The following is an 18,701-nucleotide window of genomic DNA, read 5'->3' on the forward strand; positions in this document are numbered from 1 at the left end:
TCCGTCGTGTTTCAAGCTACAGCCGCTATGGCTGCGTCTTGGGATCCACTGGGCATGACATAAGAAGGATATTCTGATGTTTTTAATCATCTTATTTAAGTCGATTATTATCGGCGGGCTGGTTGGCGTCGGTGTAGGGGCCGGTGCTGCACGTATGTTCCACGCACCGACGACGCAGGGTATGGGAGCGTTCCGTACCTTGGGTGAGCTGAACTCCTGCGAAGGCGATCCGGCTTCTCATTTCTCATTTGGTCTGGGCTTCTTCTTCAACGCCTGGGCGTCTTCAGTGGCGGCGGGTGCCTTCACGCAGGACGTTGACCATCGCATCATTCCTAACTGGGGCGCTGCAGCCCTGATGATCAAAAACCGCAACGTCGCACAAACCATGCACGATCCAAAAAAGATGGCCATTGCGTGCGGCATCATCGGCATTTTGGTCGTGGCCTTCCTTAATACCACCGCTTCGGCAGTGCCTGCGGCCTTGCAGGTCACGGCTATCAAAGTGTTGGTTCCGGCGGCCAACCTGCTGGTGAATACCGTCATGCCGGTGATCTTCTGGCTGGCGGCGATCGAAGCGGGCAAACGTTCTGGCTTCTGGGGCACCATCTTCGGTGGTCTGGCACAGCTGATCATGGGTAACGCCGTACCGGGTCTGGTGCTGGGTATCCTGATTGGCAAGGGCGTTGAAGAAAGCGGCTGGAATAAAGTCACCAAGATCATGATGGTGGCGATTGTGCTGCTGTTCGTGCTGAGCGGCTTCTTCCGCGGCTTTGATATGAAAGTTCTCGAATCCTTCAGCCTGGGCGTGCCTGGCTGGCTGGATGCCATTCATAACACCCTGAGCGGAAAATAAGGAGCTGAATGATGGAAGCACAAGCAGACAAAGGCTTCTGGTATGCCGACTGGTCGTTCCCGATTTTTGTTGGCCTGCTCTCGTCCGGCGTGTTCGCCGGGACACACATGTATTACCTGTATGGCATAGGCGCGTTTAACGAAGTGGCCTTCGTTTCCATGCTGCGTGCCGGGATGGACACCGGGGTTTACGGTGCGGTGGCGGCGTTCGGTGCCAGCTTCCTGTTTGCCCGCATTATCGAAGGTTCTCTGGTGGGGATCCTGGATATTGGCGGTGCGATCCAGACAGGGGTTGGCCTGGGTGTTCCTGCGCTGTTGCTGGGCGCGGGGATTGTCTTCCCGGTAGCCAACTTTGCCGCCTCGCTGGTTACTGGCCTGGTCATTGGCCTGGCGATTGGTTACCTGATTATCCTGGCGCGCAAATTTACCATCAGCCAGAGCGACTCCACCTACGGGGCGGACGTGATGATGGGGGCAGGTAACTCTTCCGGGCGTTTCCTTGGGCCGTTGATCATCCTGTCTGCCATGGCCGCGTCGATCCCGATCGGCCTGGGTTCTCTGCTGGGTGCGCTGCTGTTCTACATCTGGGGCAAGCCGATCACCGGCGGCGCGATCCTGGGGGCCATGATCTTGGGGGCATTCTTCCCGGTAGCCATTTCTTAATCAAGTCCCAAGCCCTGGGTTAACTGCCCAGGGTTTGGCAAGGAGTAGCGAAGTATGTATGACCTAATCATCCGGCGCGCCAGGCTGGTGGACGACACCCTGGCCGATGTGGCTATTGCGGCGGGTAAGATTGCCGTCGTCGGGCAGTTGGCGGCTGATGCCAGTGCCCACAAACAACTGGATCTGGCGGGGAACTACCGCCTGAGCGCTGGCTGGATCGACTCTCACGTACACTGTTATCCCTCTTCACCGATTTATCATGACGACCCGGACCTGGTGGGCGTGAGCAGCGGCGTCACCTCTGTGGTGGATGCTGGCAGCACCGGCACTGACGATATCGATGAATTCTATGCCCTGACGCGCAGCGCCAAAACCAACGTCTTTGCCTTCCTCAATATCTCGCGTATCGGTCTGCTAAGGCAGAATGAACTGGCCGATATGGCGGATATCAATAAGCAGCAGGTTAAACAGGCTATCGACGGCAAGCCTGGGTTTGTCATTGGTATCAAGGCGCGCATGAGCAGCAGCGTTGTGGGCCAGAACGGCACCAAACCGTTGGTATTGGCCAAAGAGATCCAGCAGGAAAACCAGCAACTGCCGCTGATGGTACACATCGGCAATAACCCGCCGGATCTGGACGAGATCGCCGATCTGCTGACCCAGGGCGACATCATCACTCACTGCTACAACGGCAAACCGAACCGCATTCTGACCCCGGCAGGTACGCTGCGCGAGTCGATCCAACGTGCGTTAAAACGTGGCGTGCTGCTTGATGTGGGCCACGGTTCGGCCAGCTTCAGCTTTGAGGTTGCCCGTCAGGCCATCGCACTGGGGATCTTCCCGCACACCATCAGCTCCGATATCTACTGCCGCAACCGCCTGGCAGGCCCGGTACATAGCCTGGCGACGGTGATGTCCAAATTCTTTACCGTTGGGCTTTCTCTGGCGCAGGTCATTGGCTGCGTAACGGAAAATGCCGCTGCGGCGTTGCGCCTGACCACCAAGGGGCAGCTGAAACCCGGCTTTGATGCCGACCTGACCATTTTTGATCTCCGCCAGGGGCCGCAGGTGTTTGCCGACTCCGAAGGGGAGTCCGTGAATGGCGAACAACTGTTGGTGCCGTTGGCCGCCGTGGTGGCCGGGGAAATCCTATTAACCGAACAAGGGAAAGCCGCTCATGTCTTCACTCTATGAAAAATATAATTTAAAGCAGGTGATCAACACTTCCGGTCGCATGACCGCACTTGGCGTTTCTACGCCACGCCAGGAGGTGGTTGATGTGGTGAGTTATGGCCTCAACCATTACTTTGAAATCAAAGATCTGGTCAACAAGACCGGAGCCTATATTGCTGGCCTGCTGAATGTGGAAGACGCGGTGATTGTTTCCTGCGCTTCTGCCGGTATTGCCCAGTCGGTGGCGGCGGTGATCGTCAAGGACAACGCCAATCTGTTGGTCAACCTGCATTCCGCTACGGTGAATGAGCCGCGCGAGATCGTGTTGCCGCGTGGCCATAACGTCAACTTTGGCGCACCGGTGGATACCATGGTCGCCCTTGGCGGCGGCAAGGTGGTGGAAGCGGGCTATGCCAACGAATGTTCTCCTGAGCAGATTGAAGCCTGCATTACCTCGCAGACCGCGGCCATTCTGTACATAAAGTCTCACCACTGCGTGCAGAAAAGCATGCTCTCCGTCGAACAGGCTGCCGTGGTGGCACGTAAGCATAACCTGCCGCTGATCGTCGATGCCGCTGCCGAAGAAGATCTGATGTGTTACTACCAGATGGGGGCCGATCTGGTGATCTACAGCGGTGCCAAGGCTATTGAAGGGCCAACCAGCGGGCTGGTGATCGGCAAGAAGCAATACGTAGAGTGGGTGAAGCAGCAGTCTGGTGGTATTGGCCGGGCGATGAAGGTGGGTAAAGAGGGCATCCTCGGCCTGACGCAGGCGATTGAAAGCTACCTGACATCGGAGAAAACCACCGGTGCGCAAATGGTAGAGCGCATGACGCCGTTTATCAGCCAACTGAATACCCTGAATGGCATCAGTGCCAAAACCGTCTGGGACAGCGCAGGGCGCGATATTGCCCGCGTTGAAATCACCTTTGATGAAGCGGTGTTGGGGATGTCGACCGTAGACATTGTCCAGCGGCTGAAAACCGGTGATATCGCCATCTATTTCCGTGGCTACAAGGCCAACGAAGGCAAGATTGAGGTGGATGTCCGCAGCGTGAACGAGCAGCAGCTGATGACCGTCTTTACCTGTATTAAAAATCTGTTTACGGAGAACCAAGCATGAAGCTGAAGCCTAATTACTATAAAGACCGCGTTTGCCTCAACGTGCTGGCTGGCTCAAAAGCCAACGCGCAGGACATCTATAATGCGGCGCAGGGGCACGTGCTGGTGGGCGTTCTTTCCAAAAACTATCCAGACGTTGAGAGTGCCGTGGCGGATATGTCGCGTTATGCACGCCTGATCGAGAACGCGCTTTCCGTGGGCCTGGGAGCTGGCGATCCCAAGCAGTCGAATATGGTCAGCCTGATCTCCGAGCACGTCCAACCCCAGCATGTGAACCAGGTATTCACCGGCGTTGGTGCCAGCCGTGCATTGCTGAAGCAAAACCAAACCGTGGTGAACGGTCTGGTCTCCCCAACCGGTCGCGTGGGCTGGGTGAAGATTTCCACCGGGCCGCTGAGCGCTCAGGCAGCGGATGGCATAGTGCCGGTAGAGACCGCGATTGCGTTGTTGAAAGACATGGGCGGTAGCTCGATTAAGTATTTCCCTATGGGCGGCCTGAAGCATCAGGACGAATATGAGTACGTGGCGAAAGCCTGTGCCGAGCATGACTTTATGCTGGAGCCGACCGGGGGCATCGATCTGGAAAACTTCGAACCGATCCTGGAGATTGCGTTGAAAGCCGGTGTGAAGCAGGTGATCCCGCATATCTACAGCTCCATTATTGATTCCGCCAGTGGCGATACTCGCCCGCAAGATGTCAAAACGCTGCTGGAGATCACCAAGCGACTGGTGGGGTAAATCCGCGACCCCTCACCCCAACCCTCTCCCACAGGGAGAGGGAGCTGTCCGGAGCTGTTATCAGGTGCAGGAGTGAGTCTATAGCTTGTTTAACTCTCTTGAGCGGGGGTACGGTGTTGTAGTTAGGTGTGGCGGTGGGATACTGGAGTCAAGTTGTGGCACGTTCGGTCCCTTCACCTTCGATTTGATGTGGCGGTGGGATACTGGAGTTAAGTTGTGGCACGTTCGGTCCCCTCACCTTCGATTTGATGTGGCGGTGGGATACTGGAGTTAAGTTGTGGCACGTTCGGTCCCCTCACCTTCGATTTGATGTGGCGGTGGGATACTGGAGTCAAGTTGTGGCACGTTCGGTCCCCTCTCCCTTCGGGAGAGGGTTAGGGTGAGGGGCATCTTTTTGTCCCTATCTATCGGTCAAAAGGATAACTATGCGAAACTGGCAGGCTTCGAAATTACGAATCGCTCCGCTGTGGAGCGCGCTGTCCCTGGCGTTGTTGGCTATCGCCAGCCCGGCGTTACATGCTGAGGATGCAATGAAACCCACGTCGTCTCATTTTGCCTATATTGGTACCTATAACCCGAACGGTGAGGGAGTTTATCGCATGCAGGTGGATGCGAAAACCGGGGCGCTGAGTGCCAAGACGCTGGTCAGCAGCCTGCCTAATCCGGCCCAGTTGGTTACCGATGCCAAAGGGAGGACGCTATACGTTGCCAGCGAGGTAGCAGATTTTAATGGCACCCAGCACGGGGGCATTGTCGCCTATCGCATCAACCCTCAGGACGGCAGCCTGACGCCGCTTAATCAGGTGGATTCACAAGGCGCGGGGCCGGTTTACCTTTCTCTGACGCCGGATGGCCGTCATCTGCTGGTGGCTAACTATGTCAGCGGCAGCGTTGCGGCGTTTCCGGTCGACAACGAAGGCAAGTTGGGAGCCGCCAGTTCTGTGCAACAAGATATTGGCCCTGCGGGCGCGGCCAAACCCGCCGCCGCGGTGGAAGGCAGCTTTGCCATCAGCGATCACAATGGCCCGCATGCGCATATGATCGCCAGCGATCCGAGCGGCAAGTTCGTGTTCTCTACCGATCTGGGGCTGGATCGTATCTACCAGTGGCGTTTCGATGCCGCCAGCGGCAAGCTGACGCCAAACGATCCGCCGTGGATTGCCGCCTCTTCCGCCGGAGCTGGCCCGCGCCACTTCATATTTCATCCAAATGGTAAAATTGTCCTACTAATCAACGAGGAAGCATCTACACTAACCAGCTACCACTTTGATAGCCTGAAGGGGACGCTGAAACAGTTACATACAGTTTCAACCCTGCCTGCCGATTATAAGGGTACCAGCTTTGCCGCTGGCATGGCCTTGGCTGCGGATGGTAAAAATCTGTATGTCGCCAATCGCCTGCACAACAGCATTGCGCAGTTCAGCGTAAGCGGCGAGGGCGAACTGAAACCGGTGGCAGAGATCTGGACGCGAGGCGACTACCCCCGCACCATCACCTTGGAGCCGAGTGGCCGTTATCTGTATGCCATGAATCAGCGTAGCGATAACGTAACCCGCTTTAGCGTAGACCAACTCAGCGGCAAGCTCAGTTTTGTTGAAGGCTACACCCCGGTGGGCAGCCCTTCACAAATGGTGTTCTTGCCAGCTGCGAAGTAACCAGTTGCCCGCCTGATCCCTCTGGCGGGCACGTTCATAACGGAAAGAGAATGGTGAGATTTCCCTACCCACGTTTGGCATCGTTGTTCGATGCTTTGCAGTCCGAAACCTTGCCGCAGGACGAGCTGGCAAAGCGTTTTGCCGTGTCTACCCGCACGGTACGCGCCGATATCACCGCGCTGAACGATATCCTGGAGAGTTATGGTGCGCAGTTTGTCCACAGCCGCGGGGCCGGATATCGCCTGCAGGTTGATGATGAGGCCCGGTTTAGCGCACTCCAGCATCGGGAACGTAAACAGCACGCCACGCCGCGCAGTGCGCAGGAGCGGGTGCATTATCTGTTGATTCGCTTTTTGACCTCAGCCTTCTCGATGAAGCTGGAAGATCTGGCCGATGAATGGTTTGTCAGCCGAGGTACGCTGCAAAACGACATGGCTGAGGTGAGAGAGCGCCTGGCGCATTACCAGTTAACCATCGAGACCAAGCCGCGCTACGGTATGAAGCTGTTTGGTGCGGAAATGGCGATCCGCTCCTGCCTGACCGATCTGCTGTTTCAACTGCATCTGGCGGATGCGGAAAACCCATTGCTGAACAATGACATCCTTCATCAGCCGCAGGTATTGACCTTTGCCGGGCTGCTGCACCCACTGTTGTCACAATATGCCATTCGCCTGACCGATGAGGGCGAGCAATACCTGATCTTCTACTGTGCCGTGGCGCTGCGGCGCATTACGGACGGCTATCCGCTGCAGGATTTTGACGTGGAAGACGGTGATGATGCGGTACGCAAAGCGTCAACCTGGCTGGCGGGTGAACTGAGCAAGGCCACGGGCAAAGAGATTGCGGCGGCGGAAGAGGCCTATTTGCGGGTCAACATCGCGGCCAGAAGGGTGCAGGAAGTGCAGCCGACCAAAATCAACGCCGATGACGAAGAGGCGCTGGTGGATTACATCCTGTCCTACATCAACTCGCACTATAACTACAACCTGCAGAACGACAAGCAGCTGCGGGCCGATCTGCTCACCCATATCAAAACCATGATCACCCGGGTGAAATACCAGATCAACATCCCGAACCCGCTGTTGGCCAATATCAAGCAGCATTATCCGATGGCCTATGATGTGACGCTGGCAGCAGTCTCGAGCTGGGGTAAACACACGCCTTATACCCTGAGCGAGAATGAAATCGGCTACCTGGTGCTGCATATTGGCGTTGGCCTGGAGCGGCACTACAACATTGGCTATGAGCGCCATCCGCAGGTGATGCTGGTATGCGATACCGGTAACTCTACGGTGCGGATGATCCAGGCGCAGATTGCGCGCAAGTATCCGCAACTGGTGGTGACGCGCATCGTTTCGCTGCGTGATTACGAAATTCTCGCCAGTATCGACGAAGATTTTATCGTTTCCAATGCGCGCATCAGCGAGAAGAACAAGCCGATCGTAGTGATGTCGCCGTTCCCTACGGAGTATCAGCTAGAGCAGTTGGGCAAGCTGGTGCTGGTCGATCGCACCAAGCCGTATATGTTGGAAAAATTCTTTGATGCCAGCCACTTTATGATCGTCAACGAGCCGCTAACGCAGGAGCAGCTGTTTAGTAAAGTTTGCGCTCAGTTGGAGCAGGAAGGCTATGTGGGCAGCGATTTCTACCCTTCGGTCGTTGAGCGGGAGGCCATCGTTTCTACCTTGCTGGGGGAGGGGATTGCTCTGCCGCACTCTCTGGGGCTGTTGGCGAAAAAGACCGTGGTGGTCACGCTGCTGGCACCGCAGGGTATCCCGTGGGGAGAAGGTGAGGTGGCACACGTCATTTTCTTGCTGGCGATCAGCAAAAGCGATTACGAAGAAGCGATGGCGATCTACGATCTGTTCGTCACCTTTGTGCGCGAACGTTCGATGACCCGCCTGCTGGGCAGTGACAATTTCGACAGCTTCAAAGCGGTGGCGTTGGACTGCCTGAGCCGCATTTAGCGGCTTCCCCCTCTGAATGCAGAGGGGGAGCACCGCATCAATCGTCTTTCTTCTTGCCGAATATCTTCATCAGCGCGCCGACGATCAGCCCCAGGGCGATGCCGCCTAAAATCCAGTCAACCAAACTCATTGTTGTGCTCCCGCGATCCTATAGTTCTGATTATATTATCATTCAATCAAGAACGCCCCATCGATCATTAACCTCCGTTGCTCGCTAGTGTAGCTGAGCCAGGAATTCTTGCTGTTGGACTTCTCCAGTACGATGGCCAGTTCCGCCTTGCTAAGGGATAGCTCGTCCTGCCAGAACGGGGCGATGGCATGGCGCGTGATAAAGTCGATCAAAAAGCGCGCCGGGCTGTCCTGCTCTTCAGGGAATAGCCGCAGGGCCAGTTCGGTCATTAATGCACGTTGTTGCGGCTGCTCGCTTTCCCCCAGCAATTCAAGGAACGGCAGCAGCAGGCGGCCACACACCTGGCCGTGGTGGTAATCACGCAATGCCCCAATCTCGCCCGCGATGCCGTGGATCACACCCAGGCCCGCCATACTCAACGTCAGGCCACCCAGATAGGAAGCCTGCATAATCGCTTCGCGGGCCTCATTGCTCTGTTTCAGCACCGGCCAGGCGGACAGGAAATGATGGATGCCGCTCAACGACATCTCGCGCGACAGGCTGCTGGCCGTCTTGGAAAGGTAGGCTTCAAACAGATGGGTAAAGGCATCGATAGCGCAATAGGCCAGTACATGGTCTGGCGCTCCCTTCAGCAGGTCAGGATCGAGGATCGCCACCTGTGGCACAAAGTTATTATGCCGCAAAGAGGCTTTCACCTTGGTGACCTGAGTATCGGTGATCACTGCGTTTTGGGTTACTTCGCTACCGGTACCTGCGGTGGTGGGGATGGCAATCAACGGCAGCGTTGAGCCACTGATTTTGCTGTCACCCACTTTTTCCATGTAACGCAGGGTTGGCAGCGGGTGTTCGATCAGGGCAGCGAACGCCTTGGCGGCATCCAGCACGCTACCTCCGCCGATGGCTACCACTCTTTGCACCTGGCCTCGCCAGTGTGCTACCCATTGGTCGATTTCTTGCGGGGAGGCCTCATGGGCGACAATTTCTTTGCCCACCAGCAACGGCGTCAGCGCCGGGGCCAGTTCAGCATAGAGGTTACCGTTAAGGAACGATCGGCAGGTGAACAGCAGCGTGGTCTGCGGCTCGGCCTGGAGCAGTGGGATCAGGTGCTGGATGCTGCCCTTGCCAAACCAGGCTTGCCGGTTGGCGATCATCAGACTAGTGGTCATGCTCTCTCCTTGGCGCATTTGGGCATTGAAACCACAGCATAGTTCAGCCTACCTGGGCAAACCAACGCTTTTCCTCCGTATAACACGAAATTGTTAAGATATTAACCAACTCGGATTGTGTGGGTAATCGTTGTAAGGACCTAACTTGTGATTTGATTAACATGTAAACAGTAATACCCTTGCATTCTGGCCAATTGAATGCTTTTTATAGCCTATTGGCCCAATATCGGTCGCTGATTCGTTGGGAAAGGTTGATTGTTAATTTATTAATGACTGTGGGGGCGAAATGAGTATTCAGGTCGAAAGATTATCGGCGGTGATCGACGCAGTCGCTACCCGCCAATTCTATGCCAGCCTGCTGGGTTATCTAGAGGGTTTCTTCGCCTTTGATAATGCCATCGTCTATGCCTTCGAATATGGTCAGGCACCGCGCTGCCTGATGAAAACCGAGAAAGAAAACAGCGATGCGGTAAACCAGATTTACCAGCAGGGTGCTTACCTTGAAGATCCCTTTTACCAGGCGCTGAACGGCGGCGGCCATGGCGATGTGTTTACGCTGCGGCAACTGGCTCCCTGTGGTTTTTACCAGACGGATTACTACCGTAACTTTTACCGTAAAACCGGCTGGCACGACGAGGCTGGCGTGTTGCTGCAACTGACGCCGGAACGCGGACTAGGCATATTTTTCGGCTCGGCCCGGCAAACGGTCGGCGTGCGTTATCCCCAGCTGGCTGACCTGCGTGGCGCGTTGACGCTGGTAAAAAGCGTGGCACGACTGCATGGGGAAGTAGTGGTCGCGGCTAATGTACCCACTCCCTCTGCCCCACTGCTAGATAGTGCAGCCCAGGCGCGCTATGCGTTAAGCCCACGTGAACGTGAGATCGTCGATCTGATCCTGAGCGGCAACGGATCGCAGCAGATCGCCGAACGGCTGTTTATCAGCCTGGGCACGGTAAAAAATCATCGCAAGAATATTTACGGCAAGCTGAATATTGGCTCTCAGGCCGAGTTGTTCAGCCTGTTCTTGAGTGCCCCCCTGCGCCGTACGGCATAATGTTAAAAAAGTGTTGCGAATATCCCTAAAGGGACATAGCCGCCCGCCCACGCTCTGCTGATAATCCAGGCTAAGGCAATGGGTAAAGGGAGTGCAGCAATGAATAATCAAATCGAATCGTTAACCTACTACGCGGCGACCAAGAAATACGATCTGCGCTTCCCCACGCTGGAAGAGGATCTGGATGTTGACGTGGTGATCATCGGCGGTGGCTTCTCCGGCATTAACACGGCGCTGGAACTGGCGGAAAAAGGCATCACCAATATCGCTATTCTGGAGGGCCGCCATCTGGGCTACGGCGGGACGGGCCGCAACGGTGGCCAGGTGATGGCCGGGATCGGCCACGATCTGGAGAAGATCAAACGTCACGTTGGCCCGGCAGGGTTAGAAACCATCTTCAAGATCAGCAACCTCGGTGCCGGGATTATCCGCGAGCGGATTAAAAAGTATGCCATCGACGCCGATTTCTGTTTTGGCTATGGCTACCTCGGCAGCAACGCCAGGCAGGAAAAGACCCTGCGTTCCTGGCTCAAAGAATTCAAAGCGGTCTCACCGGATGAAGAGATCGAGCTCTATACCGGCTCCGAAGTGAAGCAGGTGGTGGGGTCTGATGCTTATACCTGTGCGTTGAAACACATGGGCGGCGGCCACGTTCATTCGCTCAACCTATTGTTGGGGGAGGCGCAGGCGCTGAGTGGTTACGGGGTGAAAATCTTCGAAAACAGCAACGTGCTGAATGTGGAATACGGCCCGCGCATTACCGTGCGTACCGCCATGGGATCGGTACGCGCCAACAAGATGCTGTGGGCCTGCAACGGCTTCCTCAACGGCATGGATCCCTTTATCTACAAAAAGACCATCAATACCTACGCCTTCCAGTTGGCGACAGAACCGCTGTCTGACGAGCTGATCCGCCAGATCAGCCCGATTCGCGGGGCTTACAGCGATATCCGGCCGGTGATCGACTATTACCGTGTCACCAACGAGAACCGCCTGTTGTTCGGCAGCGCTACCCGGCTGGTCGAATATATTCCTTCAGACCTGAAGGCCTGGAACCGCAACCTGATGCTGAAAGTCTTTCCGTATCTGAAGGACGTGAAGATCGACCTGGCCTGGGGCGGGCCGCTGTGTTGCAGCGCCAACCTGTTCCCGCAGATCGGTACTTTGCCGCAGCACGATAACGTGTTTTACGTGCAGGGCTATTCCGGCTTTGGGGTGACGCCGAGCCATATCGTTTGCAAGGTGTTGGCGGAAGGAATGAGTGAGGGATCCGATCGTTATGACCTGATGAGCTCGATCCCGCACGTGGATATTTTTGGCAAAGACAAGCTGCGCCGTGTGATGACCACCGCGGGCAAGGTTTGGCACCAGACTTCCGGCTACTGGAAGGGGCGTCGTTAGTCTGTGCCCCTCACCCCAGCCCTCTCCCACAGGGAGAGGGAGCTGTCCGGAGTCGTTATCAGGTGTAGGAGTTAATCCGTAACAAGGCTGTTATTTTCGAGGTGATGTGCCATTTGGGTACCTCGTTCACCTCTCATTCAAGGTGACTCACTACAATTTCAAGCACACTCGATCGGTCCCTCTCCCTGTGGGAGAGGGAGAGGGAGCTGTCCGGAGTCGTTATCAGGTGTAGGAGTTAATCCGTAACAAGGCTGTTATTTTCGAGGTGATGTGCCATTTGGGTACCTCGTTCACCTCTCATTCAAGGTGACTCACTACAATTTCAAGCACACTCGATCGGTCCCCTCTCCCTGTGGGAGAGGGTTAGGGTGAGGGGTAATTCTTACCACTAATCTATAAGGAAAAACCATGAAACCATTACTGCTTAAGCAAGCGCTACCAGAACTGCAACAGATTGGCAGCGTCAGCAACCTGGGGGCCACGGTGGTCTCCGGTGAACCCAACGTCGGCGTGGCGATGATTTTCGGCGCCCCAACGGACAACCTCAACTGCGGAGTCTTTAGCTGCACCCGTGGCACCTTCGTGATGGAATACCCGTTTGCGGAACATGCCACGGTGTGGGAAGGCACGGCAACGCTGACCAATGAGAACACCGGCGAGTCGGTAAAGTATCAGGCCGGAGATTCCTGGTTTGTTGAGAAGGGCACCCCGGTGCGCTGGGAAATCACCTCGGATCGTTTTGTGAAGCACTATCTGGCGATTGTCGAAGGCTAACCCGCAAGGAGGGCGATACGATGACGGATATCACACTGTTGCCACAGGTCACGGCCTTTCTGGACCGCCAGCAGGGCCATTACATTCACGGCCAAGCGGTGGCTGGGGCAGGCGTAGAAAGGTTTGCGGTGGTTAACCCGGCAACCGGGCTGGCCATCGCGCAGGTGAATGAAGGCGGCCAGGCTGAAGTTGACGCGGCGATGCAGGCGGCCTTTGACGCTTTCCACGGTAGTTGGGCACAGGTTTCGCCTTTGGAGCGGGGCAACTGCCTGACGCGCCTGGCCGATCTGCTGCAAACCCATCGTGAGGAACTGGCGCAGCTGGAAAGCCTGTGTTCCGGCAAAACCATTCAGCTGTCTCGCGGGCTGGAAATCGATATGGCCTCGCAGTTCCTGCGCTACTTTGCCGGTTGGTCGAGCAAAATCAGCGGGGAAACGTTGAACGTTTCGCTGCCTTCCTTCCAGGGTGAGCAATACAGCGCATTCACCCGGCGCGAGCCGTTGGGCGTGGTGGTCGGCATCATTCCGTGGAACTTCTCGATCATGATCGCCATCTGGAAACTGGCTGCGGCGCTCACCTGCGGCTGTACGGTGGTGCTCAAGCCGAGTGAATACACGCCGCTAACCATGCTGCGGGTGGCCGAACTGGCAACGCAAGCGGGCATCCCGGCTGGTGCACTCAACGTGATCAACGGTTCAGGCGCACGTCTTGGCCCTATGCTTATCGCCCATCCGCGCTGTGCCAAAGTGACCTTCACTGGCTCGGTGCCTACCGGGATCGCGGTGGGGAAAGCGGCGATGGAGCAAGGGATTGTGCGTACCACGCTGGAACTGGGGGGTAAGAATGCCGCCGCGTTTCTGGCGGACGTCTCGGTCGACAAGATGGTCGACGGTATTATCGAGGCGGGCTACCTGAACCAAGGTCAAATCTGTGCCGCAGCAGAGCGTTTCTACCTGCCTGCTAGCCATATCGATGAGGTACTGGCAAAGCTGACGCAGCGCTTGGCGGCCATGAAGGTGGGCTCGCCGCTGGATGAGAGTACCGAAGTGGGGCCATTAGCCAACGAGGCGCATTACCGCAAGGTACTGGCACTGTTTGACAAGGCACGGGCTGATGGCAGCCAGATCGTCTGCGGCGGTCAGGCGTTGGCAGGTCCTGGTTTCTTCGTTGCGCCGACGGCGATCCGCGCTAACGGGCCGCATGATGCGTTAATGCGTGAGGAGACCTTTGGCCCGGTGGGCACTTTCCTGGCCTATGAGGATGAAGAGCAGATGATCGCCATGATCAACGATTCGCCTTATGGTCTGGCCGCCAGCCTGTGGACCAACGACCTCAGCAAGGCGATGCGCATGATCCCGCGGATTGAAGTGGGCACCTTGTGGATCAATATGCACACCTTCCTCGATCCGGCGTTGCCGTTCGGTGGGGTGAAATCGTCGGGGATGGGCAGAGAGTTCGGCAGCGCGTTTATCGAACACTATACCGAGCTGAAGTCGGTGATGGTCAGATACTGATTACCGTTGTTTTTTGGGGCGGAGGATCTCCGCTCCCGTTAATCTTCGTCGAAGCCTGAGTTAAACAGCTCAATCACCGCTGCCAGTGCCTCTACTTCCTGTGGCCCGGTGGCTTCAATTTCGATCTGGCGGCCCTGGGCGGAATCTAGCATCAGCAGCGCGATCACGCTGCTGGCTTCCGCTTCGGTGCCGCTGTCATTACGCAGCAGCACTTCGGCGTCAAAACTCTGCACCAGCTCAAACAGCTTCATCGCCGGGCGGGCGTGCATGCCCAGCTTGTTCTTGATCTCAACCGTCTGCTTGACCGTCATTGTTGTTTACGCTTTTCCAGTGTGCGGTGACGTGATTGCACGTTCTTGCCGCGTGAACGGAAATAATCCGCCAACTGTTCAGCCACGTACACCGAACGGTGCTTACCGCCGGTACAGCCAATGGCGACGGTTAGATAGCTGCGGTTGTTGGTCTCCAGCATCGGCAGCCACTGTTCCAGATAGCTACGGGTCTGGTAGATGAAGTTGTGCACTTCGGTGTGGCGATCGAGGAACGAGGCCACGGGCTTATCCAGACCGGTCATCGGGCGCAGTTTAGGGTCCCAGTGCGGGTTGGGCAGGAAACGTACGTCGAACACGTAATCGGCATCGATCGGAATACCGTGCTTGAAGCCGAAGGATTCGAACACCATCGTCAGCTCGCGTTCGCGTTTGCCCAACAGACGGGTACGCAGCATTTCCGCCAACTCGTGCACCGACATTTCCGAGGTATCGATAATCAGATCGGCACGGGAACGCAGTGGCTCAAGCAGATCGCTTTCTTCATCGATCGCGCTTTCCAGCGACAGGTTCTTGGCAGAGAGAGGATGCAGGCGACGGGTGTCGCTGTAGCGGCGGATCAGGGTGTTGCGATCGGCATCAAGGAACAGCAGTTGCGGCGTGAAGCTCTCCGGCAGCTGGGTCATGGCATATTCAAACACTTCCGGCGATTCCGGCATGTTACGGACGTCGATGCTTACCGCAGCGGAGCTATTACGTTCGGCCAGCGTCTGGGCCAGCTGTGGCAACAACACCACGGGCAGGTTATCAACGCAGTAAAAACCCATGTCTTCCAACGCCCGCAAGGCGACGGATTTCCCCGAACCGGAACGGCCGCTGACAATCATCAGCACCATGTGGTAACTCCCCTGGCATCTCAATGGCGCTCATCGCCACCGTTAGGATCTATTATCCGGGCCACGGCCCGGATATATCGTAAGTAAAACAGTAGCGTTTTCATGGCGGAAAGTCACGCCAGCCGCTGGTTACTCGGTGATGATCTGATACAGCTCTTCGTCGCTCAGCGCTGCGCGCAGGCGGCGGCACACGGTTTTGTCGGCCAGCCGTTTGGCGACCAGCGACAGCGTATGCAAATGAGTTTTACATTGATCGGCCGGTACCAGCAAGGCGAACAGCAGATCGACCGGTTGATTATCAATGGCATCAAAGGCGATAGGTTGCTCAAGGCGGATAAACACGCCAACGGCCCGCAATGTGTCCTCTTCCAGTTTGCCGTGTGGGATCGCGATACCGTTGCCGATACCGGTACTGCCCATACGTTCCCGGGTGAGTACTGCGTCAAACACCACCTGCGAAGGTAGGTTAAGCTGCTTGGCCGCCAGCTCGCTGATAATTTCCAAAGCCCGTTTCTTGCTGGTGCAGTGTACCGAGCTTCTGGTGCACTCGATGTTTAACACCGAGCTTAATTGCATTATTTCGTTGTTCATCTCATCTTCACTTAAAACCGTGTCCTGTCGCTTTCTTGCCTGCCCGCGATGGGCCTGCATTGGGAACCTTCATCAAACGGTTTTTCGCCTGTTTAACCCTGATGGCTGATCGGCGCATACCTATACAGGTGCTGCGCCGAGGGTTGCCGTGTAGCCAATGCGACTACGATGTGGGCCATTACGCATCGCATAACGGCCCAGAATGTCAGTGTTGCTTTAGTTTGTCTTTATGTTTGTTCAATTGACGCGCCAGTTTGTCGATCAGGCAGTCAATTGCGGCATACATATCTTCTTTTTCCGAGGTGGCGTGCAACTCGCCCCCATTCACATGCACCGTTGCTTCCGCAATCTGCTGCACTTTTTCCACACTGAGTACGACATATACCTGGTTAATGCGGTCAAAATACTGCTCGAGTTTGGCAAACTTGGTGTTGACGAACTCACGCATGGGTTCGGTGACTTCGACGTGGTGTCCGGTAATGTTGAGCTGCATAATGTCTTCCTTCTCTATAGAGGTCAAACCAACTGTTTACGCTGGTTGGACGGCGGGATGGACAAAGACTCTCGGTACTTGGCAACGGTGCGCCGCGCCACCATGATCCCCTGATCGGAAAGCATGGTGGTCAGCTTGCTGTCGCTAAGCGGTTTGGCAGGGTTTTCCGCCGCGATCAATTTCTTCACTAACGCCCGGATCGCCGTAGAGGAGGCTTCGCCACCGCTGTCGGTATTCACATGGCTGGAGAAGAAATACTTCAATTCGAAAATACCACGCGGGCTGTGCAGGAACTTCTGCGTCGTCACGCGTGAGATTGTCGATTCATGCATTTCCACGGCCTGGGCGATATCCGCCAGCACCATGGGCTTCATAAATTCTGCACCCTGTTCAAAGAACGCCTCCTGCTGTTCGACAATACAGCGGGTCACCTTGAGCAGCGTGTCGTTGCGGCTTTCCAGGCTCTTGATCAGCCACTTCGCTTCCTGCAAATTGCTGCGGATATACTGGCCGTCGGCATCGTTGCGCACCGTGTTGCCCAGTGCCGCATATTGCTGGTTGATTTTCAGCCGTGGGATGCTGTCTGCATTAAGCTCTACCACCCACTTGTCCTGCACCTTGCGCACCAGCACGTCCGGGATGACATACTCGGATTCACCGGTATTGATCGACTGCCCAGGGCGCGGATCGAGCGAGTGGATCAACACCATCGCTTCTTTCAGTGTATCTTCTTTTAAGCGAGTTGTTCGCATCAGGCTGCGAAAGTCGTGGTTGGCCAGCAAATCCAGATGCTCGCTGACGATCAGGCGGGCTTCCGCCAGATAGGGCGTGTCTTTGGCGTACTGGGAAAGCTGGATCAACAGGCAGTCACGCAGATCGCGCGCCGCGACGCCGACCGGATCAAAACGCTGTACGCGCTTCAATACCGCTTCGACCTCGTCCATCGTCACATTATCGTCACCCATACTCTCCAGAATGTCTTCCAGCGGTACGGTGAGATAGCCGGTGTCATCGACAGCGTCGACGATCGAGGTGGCGATGGCAGCATCGGTGTCAGAGAACGGCGTCAGATCCACTTGCCACATCAGGTAGTCCTGCAGCGTTTGCGTGGTTTCGCCCTGATAGACCGGCAGTTCGTCATCGCCATAGTCGGTACCGGTGCCGGAAGGGGTGCCCGCGGTATAGATCTCATCCCAGGTGGCATCCAGAGGCAGCTCTTCGGGCATGTCCTTCTGTTCCAGCGCTTCGCGGGTGTCTAGCCCTTCGGTCTCGACGCTTTCTTTGGTGTCTATCTCTTCGTGCTGGTCTTCGGTCTGTTCAAGCAGCGGGTTGCTCTCTAGCGCCAGTTGGATCTCCTGCTGGAGCTCAAGCGTGGACAGCTGCAACAGGCGGATCGCCTGCTGAAGTTGGGGGGTCATGGCCAGTTGCTGGCTGAGCCTGAGTTGCAAACCTTGCTTCATAATCTTCTGCTACTTCCGTTAACGGCGGCCTGTTGGGCCTGCCGCTGGAACCTACAGGCGGAACTCTTCGCCCAGATAAACGCGTTTCACCTGCTCATCGGCCAGGATGGCGTCCGGCGTGCCGTGGGCAATCAGTTTGCCCTGGCTGACGATATAGGCACGTTCGCACACGTCCAGCGTCTCGCGCACGTTATGATCGGTGATCAGCACGCCAAGGCCGCTGTCGCGCAGGTGCTCGATGATTTTCTTGATATCGATAACGGAAATCGGGTCAACCCCGGCGAAAGGTTCATCCAGCAGGATAAATTTCGGGTTGGCGGCCAACGCACGGGCAATCTCCACGCGGCGGCGTTCACCACCGGAAAGCGATTGGCCCAGGTTGTCACGCAGGTGGGAGATATGAAACTCTTCCAGCAGCTCGATAGCCCGATCGTTGCGCTGCTCACTGGTGAGATCGTTACGGATCTCCAGCACCGCCATCAGGTTGTCGTAAACACTCAGGCGGCGGAAGATAGAGGCTTCCTGCGGCAGGTAGCCGATACCGCGGCGTGCGCGGGCGTGCAGCGGCAGGATACTGATATCTTCGTCATCGATCACGATGCGCCCGGCGTCGCGCTGAACGATGCCGACCACCATGTAGAAAGTGGTGGTCTTACCGGCACCGTTTGGCCCCAGCAGGCCGACGATCTCGCCAGATTTCACTTTCAGGCTCACGTCTTCAACGACTTTGCGGCCTTTGTAGGCTTTCGCCAGGTTTTCTGCGATGAGTGTTGCCATAAGTAA

Annotated in this window: 18 protein-coding genes; 11 read left to right on the forward strand and 7 right to left on the reverse strand. The window is 56.3% G+C overall.

The window, feature by feature from the left end:
- The first annotated feature begins 76 nt into the window (after window positions 1-76).
- The 7 genes from ACX9GU_RS03015 to ACX9GU_RS03045 all read left to right on the forward strand — a co-directional run bounded on the left by ACX9GU_RS03015 (window position 77) and on the right by ACX9GU_RS03045 (window position 8,170).
- Window positions 77-853 (forward strand): DUF4311 domain-containing protein, encoded by a 777-nt coding sequence (locus tag ACX9GU_RS03015; protein WP_473193805.1) that lies wholly within the window; start codon window positions 77-79, stop codon window positions 851-853.
- An 11-nt stretch (window positions 854-864) separates the two neighbouring features.
- Entirely contained in the window at window positions 865-1,515 is a 651-nt protein-coding gene (locus ACX9GU_RS03020; RefSeq protein WP_037376237.1) for a DUF4310 family protein, read from the forward strand.
- 54 nt (window positions 1,516-1,569) lie between these two features.
- Window positions 1,570-2,709, forward strand: coding sequence for an amidohydrolase/deacetylase family metallohydrolase (locus tag ACX9GU_RS03025; protein WP_473193806.1), 1,140 nt, complete (start codon window positions 1,570-1,572; stop codon window positions 2,707-2,709).
- Window positions 2,693-3,811: a DgaE family pyridoxal phosphate-dependent ammonia lyase gene (locus tag ACX9GU_RS03030; protein ID WP_473193807.1), complete on the forward strand. Its 1,119-nt coding sequence runs from the start codon at window positions 2,693-2,695 to the stop codon at window positions 3,809-3,811. The genes ACX9GU_RS03025 and ACX9GU_RS03030 overlap by 17 nt, the downstream gene beginning before the upstream one ends.
- Window positions 3,808-4,548: a 2-dehydro-3-deoxy-phosphogluconate aldolase gene (dagF, locus tag ACX9GU_RS03035; RefSeq protein ID WP_473193808.1), complete on the forward strand. Its 741-nt coding sequence runs from the start codon at window positions 3,808-3,810 to the stop codon at window positions 4,546-4,548. Before ACX9GU_RS03030 ends, dagF begins: the two co-directional genes overlap by 4 nt.
- A gap of 425 nt (window positions 4,549-4,973) precedes the next feature.
- Entirely contained in the window at window positions 4,974-6,203 is a 1,230-nt protein-coding gene (locus ACX9GU_RS03040; protein ID WP_473193809.1) for a lactonase family protein, read from the forward strand.
- Between the two features lie 50 nt (window positions 6,204-6,253).
- Entirely contained in the window at window positions 6,254-8,170 is a 1,917-nt protein-coding gene (locus tag ACX9GU_RS03045) for a BglG family transcription antiterminator (protein ID WP_473193810.1), read from the forward strand.
- 168 nt (window positions 8,171-8,338) lie between these two features.
- Here the strand turns inward: ACX9GU_RS03045 and ACX9GU_RS03050 are convergent, their stop codons facing one another.
- Window positions 8,339-9,466 carry an iron-containing alcohol dehydrogenase gene (locus ACX9GU_RS03050; protein ID WP_473193811.1) on the reverse strand — a complete coding sequence of 376 codons (1,128 nt, stop codon included), beginning with the start codon at window positions 9,464-9,466 and terminating at the stop codon, window positions 8,339-8,341.
- A gap of 286 nt (window positions 9,467-9,752) precedes the next feature.
- On the opposite strand from ACX9GU_RS03050, the gene ACX9GU_RS03055 reads away from it, so the two are divergent.
- The 4 genes from ACX9GU_RS03055 (at window position 9,753) to ACX9GU_RS03070 (ending at window position 14,209) form a co-directional block, all read left to right on the forward strand.
- On the forward strand, window positions 9,753-10,520 hold the full coding sequence (locus ACX9GU_RS03055; protein ID WP_021806965.1) for a response regulator transcription factor: 768 nt from the start codon (window positions 9,753-9,755) through the stop codon (window positions 10,518-10,520).
- 99 nt (window positions 10,521-10,619) lie between these two features.
- Window positions 10,620-11,921, forward strand: coding sequence for an NAD(P)/FAD-dependent oxidoreductase (locus ACX9GU_RS03060; protein WP_021806964.1), 1,302 nt, complete (start codon window positions 10,620-10,622; stop codon window positions 11,919-11,921).
- 408 nt (window positions 11,922-12,329) lie between these two features.
- Window positions 12,330-12,695: a cupin domain-containing protein gene (locus ACX9GU_RS03065; protein WP_202671964.1), complete on the forward strand. Its 366-nt coding sequence runs from the start codon at window positions 12,330-12,332 to the stop codon at window positions 12,693-12,695.
- 20 nt (window positions 12,696-12,715) lie between these two features.
- Window positions 12,716-14,209 (forward strand): aldehyde dehydrogenase family protein, encoded by a 1,494-nt coding sequence (locus ACX9GU_RS03070; protein WP_473193812.1) that lies wholly within the window; start codon window positions 12,716-12,718, stop codon window positions 14,207-14,209.
- Window positions 14,210-14,247: 38 nt separating this feature from the next.
- Here the strand turns inward: ACX9GU_RS03070 and npr are convergent, their stop codons facing one another.
- The 6 genes from npr to lptB all read right to left on the reverse strand — a co-directional run bounded on the left by npr (window position 14,248) and on the right by lptB (window position 18,695).
- Entirely contained in the window at window positions 14,248-14,520 is a 273-nt protein-coding gene (gene npr / locus ACX9GU_RS03075) for a PTS phosphocarrier protein NPr (RefSeq protein ID WP_473193813.1), read from the reverse strand.
- Window positions 14,517-15,374, reverse strand: a complete 858-nt coding sequence (gene rapZ / locus ACX9GU_RS03080; RefSeq protein WP_021180704.1) for an RNase adapter RapZ — start codon at window positions 15,372-15,374, stop codon at window positions 14,517-14,519. The genes npr and rapZ overlap by 4 nt, the downstream gene beginning before the upstream one ends.
- A gap of 129 nt (window positions 15,375-15,503) precedes the next feature.
- A complete protein-coding gene (gene ptsN, locus ACX9GU_RS03085) occupies window positions 15,504-15,965 on the reverse strand; it encodes a PTS IIA-like nitrogen regulatory protein PtsN (protein WP_024483720.1) in 462 nt (153 codons plus the stop codon).
- A gap of 205 nt (window positions 15,966-16,170) precedes the next feature.
- Window positions 16,171-16,458, reverse strand: coding sequence for a ribosome hibernation promoting factor (gene hpf / locus ACX9GU_RS03090; RefSeq protein ID WP_021180702.1), 288 nt, complete (start codon window positions 16,456-16,458; stop codon window positions 16,171-16,173).
- A gap of 23 nt (window positions 16,459-16,481) precedes the next feature.
- Window positions 16,482-17,918 carry an RNA polymerase factor sigma-54 gene (gene rpoN, locus ACX9GU_RS03095; RefSeq protein ID WP_021180701.1) on the reverse strand — a complete coding sequence of 479 codons (1,437 nt, stop codon included), beginning with the start codon at window positions 17,916-17,918 and terminating at the stop codon, window positions 16,482-16,484.
- Window positions 17,919-17,969: 51 nt separating this feature from the next.
- Window positions 17,970-18,695, reverse strand: a complete 726-nt coding sequence (gene lptB, locus ACX9GU_RS03100) for an LPS export ABC transporter ATP-binding protein (protein ID WP_021806959.1) — start codon at window positions 18,693-18,695, stop codon at window positions 17,970-17,972.
- Window positions 18,696-18,701: the final 6 nt, after the last annotated feature.

The sequence above is a fragment of the Serratia sp. K1WW1 genome (assembly GCF_055790865.1).